At 40.3% G+C, this 4,759-nt stretch carries 5 protein-coding genes and 1 other annotated feature; of the genes, 3 read left to right on the forward strand and 2 right to left on the reverse strand.

Annotated elements, in window-relative coordinates:
- The first annotated feature begins 330 nt into the window (after positions 1 to 330).
- Together CSV69_RS16725 and CSV69_RS16730 are read left to right on the forward strand one after the other, a co-directional pair.
- A complete protein-coding gene (locus CSV69_RS16725; RefSeq protein ID WP_143560854.1) occupies positions 331 to 555 on the forward strand; it encodes a hypothetical protein in 225 nt (74 codons plus the stop codon).
- Between the two features lie 35 nt (positions 556 to 590).
- On the forward strand, positions 591 to 815 hold the full coding sequence (locus CSV69_RS16730) for a hypothetical protein (protein WP_143560855.1): 225 nt from the start codon (positions 591 to 593) through the stop codon (positions 813 to 815).
- Between the two features lie 373 nt (positions 816 to 1,188).
- Here the strand turns inward: CSV69_RS16730 and mecA are convergent, their stop codons facing one another.
- Together mecA and spxA are read right to left on the reverse strand one after the other, a co-directional pair.
- Complete coding sequence (mecA, locus tag CSV69_RS16325; protein ID WP_085428461.1) at positions 1,189 to 1,842, reverse strand: adaptor protein MecA; 654 nt, start codon at positions 1,840 to 1,842, stop codon at positions 1,189 to 1,191.
- 238 nt (positions 1,843 to 2,080) lie between these two features.
- Positions 2,081 to 2,479, reverse strand: a complete 399-nt coding sequence (gene spxA / locus CSV69_RS16330) for a transcriptional regulator SpxA (protein WP_009765721.1) — start codon at positions 2,477 to 2,479, stop codon at positions 2,081 to 2,083.
- A gap of 436 nt (positions 2,480 to 2,915) precedes the next feature.
- Positions 2,916 to 3,128: a binding site (T-box leader), on the forward strand.
- Between the two features lie 92 nt (positions 3,129 to 3,220).
- Here spxA and trpS point away from each other — a divergent pair.
- Complete coding sequence (trpS, locus tag CSV69_RS16335) at positions 3,221 to 4,207, forward strand: tryptophan--tRNA ligase (RefSeq protein ID WP_099693983.1); 987 nt, start codon at positions 3,221 to 3,223, stop codon at positions 4,205 to 4,207.
- The last annotated feature ends 552 nt before the right edge of the window (positions 4,208 to 4,759 follow it).

Consider the following 4,759-nt stretch of genomic DNA (forward strand, 5'->3'; position numbering starts at 1 on the left):
TACTTACAGTATCTACAAAAGTATGTACTTTCAGGTAGACGATTCTCTTTACTAGTCATATAAATTCTTTTTGGGTCAATAGAATAATGCGACAAGCCTTGTCATCATCACCTTTTCAAGAGGGAGTCGCCGCCTTCCACGCCTATCAACTAGTTTGTGGTTCTGATTGGTGTGACGGCTTACTTTCAAAAGCTTTAGTGATTAAGGAGTTGTCTGGGTCGTGGCTCGACTGGTTATCGGGGACTGAAGATAGTGAGGGTCTGCTTTTTGGACTCGCGCAGGCACGTGGGGTTAGCAAGTTAGGTTGTGGTTTATAGAAGATGAAAACCAGTGACTGGGTGGTACGATTCTTCTGTCTTAGCTAAGTCATTAGGAGATAGATTAGGTCGTTGCTCGAGATTGGCTTGTTCATTGAAAGTAGCGAGGGGCATGCTTTGGACCCGCGCAGGCACGTGGGGGATTGCCTACAGCCATGAGCCAACTAGCGGTGGGGCTGCTAGCTGTCTCATGGCCACGGCCTACCTCGCAGTTGTGCCTGCGCTACTGAGTGGTTGACAAGTTAGATTGTGGTTTAGAGAAGATGAAAACCAGTGACTGGGTGGTACGATTCTTCTGTCTTAGCTAAGTCGTTAGGAGATAGATTAGGTCGTTGCTCGAGATTGGCTTGTTCATTGAAAGTAGTGAGGGTCATGCTTTGGACCCGCACAGGCACGTGGGGGATTGCCTACAGCCATGAGCCAACTAGCGGTAAGGCTGCTAGCTGTCTCATGGCCACGGCCTACCCCGCAGTTGTGCCTGCGCTACTGAGTGATTGACAAGTTAGATTGTGGTTTATAGTAGATAAAACCAGTGACCTGGTAGTATTCATTCCTTATTCTTGCAAAAGAAGAATCAGAACTGCCTTACACACTATCTAACGTAGGCGGCTGCCAGTGGTAGGCGTAGTAATGAGACAGCCAGGCGCACTTTCCTGTCTGGCTCATTACGGAAGCCATCCACCACCGCCGAAGTGGGGTCAATGACCGCCCCACTTACTTTGCCAGTCAAACTACTACCTTTGCATAAAACAAGGAAGAGTAAAGGGAAAAACAACTACCCAACATCGTATCCTACTTACCTATACAAACAAATAATCCGTGTTCTGGAAAATAAAAAAAGCTACCAGATTACTGGTAGCTTTTCAGTGTATTATGAGAAATACTTGTTTACTTGTTCAAATACATCAGATTCCATGACAACTTTGCCATATTCCTCTATACGATGAATAGACATCTTAGACACCGCGCCGTATTCTGTAATCATACTGGAAATGTCCTTCGAACGCTTCTTCTCGATTAGAGAATAATCGAAGCGTAAGTTGAGATAATAACGATCCTCGAATGCATATAGTTGCGATTCAAATTCGTCTTCGAGTGAAATCATCTTGCTTGCCAATGGTATGATCTGGTCAAACTCGTTAAAGACAAATACTCTATTTGTAATCTGCGACTCTTCTTCACTTTCTTCTTCATCAGAGTCGTTAATCGCATCAAAAATCGGATCGAATAATTCTTCTGGGTCTTCAATTCCAAATGGGAACTGTGAAGATTCAGCGTTCTTCGGAAGATGTGCACGAGTTACAATTACTTCAATGCCTTCATTCATCGCATTGACTTGGATCCAAAGCGGTCCCTCTACTTCGAATTCTGTATCGTCACCAAGTTCATCCATCATATCCCAAAAAAGTTCTTCACTCTTGTCGCGATTATACCAGACGTCTTCTTTACTAAAACCACGGGCTTCGATATCTCCATAGGATAAATAAAACTTTACCGTGTTTTCATTAATGCGCTCTATTTCCATCCCTTATCTCTCCCTTCTGTAGAACAGGCCCTCCCCTGTCATATACTAATACACACTTGCAATGCTTATTACTACTATATGTCGGCTCCGACGTATTCGTAAGGGTTTCTTGTATTTCATTAAAACTTTGTCAGCATTGAAGTGGTTAACTTAGAGGAATACAAGGGAATATCAATTCAAAAAAGCTGATAGGCACAATTGTATCCCGTGTCATCCCTATCAGCTTTTGTTATTAAGATTAGTTTACCATACGCCGCGCTTCGAGCAGCTGATAGGCTCTAACTTTTCTCGGTAGGAAACGACGAATCTCATCTTCATTGTACCCTACTTGGAGTCTTTTTTCATCTAGAATGATTGGTCTTCTCAAAAGACCAGGATGTTCTTGGATCAACTCATATAATCTTTGAAGTGGAAGACTTTCCACGTCAACATTTAATTTTTGGAATATCTTGGATCGTGTTGAAATAATTTCGTCAGTACCATCTTCCGTCATGCGAAGAATTTGTTTGATCTCTTGAATATTCAATGGTTCAGAGAAAATGTTACGCTCTGTATAAGGAATCTCATGTTCCTCCAACCATGCTTTTGCTTTTCTACAAGATGTACAACTAGGCGATGTATAAAGTGTGACACCCATTTATTGACACGTCCTTTCCTACGGCTTACGCACATTAGATTTAGTGTATTTGCAATTCATGTAATTCACTTTAGAATTATTATAATTAATGTCTATACTGTTCATTATACACACATTCATTCTCAATTAATATAGTTTTTCAAAAAAACTTATTCATATTGCAGAATTTCTTATTTTTCAACAAACCAGTCAAGAATCATGATGTTTTCTGCGATAAATGAACATCTTCTACTTTTATACCCAGTGCTGAAATGTTTTAAACATTTCATTTGTAAATAATTGCATTCTCATTTAGAAATTAATTCTGCTAATTATTGGTTCTCTTTATAGTACGTACAGGTGTACTAAAAGGTTTCATGTTATTCAAATCTTTTTCGTTTTCCTCAAATGAAAGTTGCATTTTTCAAAAAGTATCGATATAATTTTAAGCAATAAGTGAACGGCACTGAAGGAAAAAGTATTTTTGTAACGGTTTTTGTAGAGAGCTTGTATAGGGTGAGAGCAAGTAAAACCGCACAAAAAGAATGGGCTCCTGAGCTTGATGGATGAATACAGTACTCCATCACGTCTTCCCGCGTTATGGGAATTGAGCGGCTTTTATTAGCAATTCGGGTGGTACCACGGTTACCTTTCATCAATCGTCCCTATTTATAGGGGATGACTGATGTTTTTTTATGCCGTTTTTCACGCACGATACAGGCTAATCTGTTATAGCCTGCAATTAAAGGAGGAAATACAATCATGAAAACAATTTTTTCAGGTGTACAACCAACAGGTGTCATCACATTAGGAAACTATATTGGCGCATTCCGTCAATTCGTTGAGCTTCAAAATGACGAAGACTGCATTTTTTGTATCGTTGATCAACACGCAATTACAGTGCAGCAAGATCCGGATGATCTAAAACAAGCAATTCGTTCATTAGCCGCTACCTATATTGCAAGCGGAATTGATCCTCAGAAATCCACTTTATTCATCCAATCAGAAGTTCCAGCACATGCACAAGCTGGATGGATCATGCAATGTATTTCATATATCGGTGAACTTGAGCGCATGACACAGTTTAAAGACAAATCAGATGGAGCAGAAGGTGTATCTGCCGCACTTCTTACCTACCCTCCATTAATGGCTGCGGACATTTTATTGTATAACACGGATATCGTTCCCGTCGGAGAAGATCAGAAGCAACACTTGGAATTAACAAGGGATTTAGCAGAGCGCTTCAATAGCCGATACGGGAAAGTATTGACCATTCCGGCCGTTCGTATTCCTAAAAACGGAGCTCGCGTAAAATCTTTACAAGATCCATTAAAGAAAATGAGCAAATCCGATCCAAATAAAAAAGCAACGATCACGATTTTGGATACACCAAAAGAAATCGAAAAGAAAATCAAGAGCGCTGTAACAGACTCAGAAGGTATCGTGAAATTCGACGTAGAAAACAAACCAGGTGTCTCCAATTTATTAATCATCGAATCTTCATTAAGTGGAATGTCCATCGAAGAATTAGAAGCAAAATACGAAGGCCAGGGCTACGGAGCATTTAAAATGGGCGTCGCGGACGCTATCAACCAACATCTAGCAGGAATCCAACAACGTTACCATGAACTAATCGACTCCCCTGAACTCGACGAAATCCTCGACCAAGGAGCCAAAAAAGCAAACACCATCGCCTCCGCCACCCTTAAAAAGATGGAGGCCGCGATGGGCTTGGGACGTACACGGTAAGCAATAAAAACACAACCGCAATCACTAGCATCAAAAAATCAGTCGACTGCAAAATGAAAACTAAAATCTGTCGATAATCATAACCAAGCGCTGAATAATTCAAGTAAAACAACAAATTAGCCAGCGTCACCACAATCACACAATAACTACAAACAAATATAAAAAAACGCGTCACCGACATCTCGTCCTTTACACCTTTTCTCCATCCTATGTTCAGAACAGATGTAATAAGACAAGTCTTAACCCCAATAACCAAAAACGACTGAAAACATCTCCAGAAACATTTCAAAGGAGCTTGTCTTCAGTCTTTTTGGTTTGGATTTTGGTTTTGGGTTTGGGTTTGGTTTGGGTTTCATTTTGACTTTGATTTTAATTTTGAGTTTAAGTTTTAATCCATCATTATTCTATTGATAGAACAATACACTAGTTTACCGTAAGTGGAAGGCGGCGACTCCCTCTTGAAAAGGTGATGATGACAAGGCTTGTCGCATTATTCTATTGACCCAAAAAGAATTTATATGACTAGTAAAGAGAATCGTCTACCTGAAAGTA

Origin of the sequence: Sporosarcina sp. P26b (genome assembly GCF_002743245.1) — a bacterium.
Classification (GTDB): domain Bacteria; phylum Bacillota; class Bacilli; order Bacillales_A; family Planococcaceae; genus Sporosarcina; species Sporosarcina ureae_C.

Coding starts and splice junctions, on each gene's coding strand:
- trpS (WP_099693983.1), top strand. CDS start 3,221: ATGAAAACAATTTTTTCAGGTGTACAACCAACAGGTGTCATCACATTA.
- spxA (WP_009765721.1), bottom strand. CDS start 2,479: ATGGGTGTCACACTTTATACATCGCCTAGTTGTACATCTTGTAGAAAA.
- mecA (WP_085428461.1), bottom strand. CDS start 1,842: ATGGAAATAGAGCGCATTAATGAAAACACGGTAAAGTTTTATTTATCC.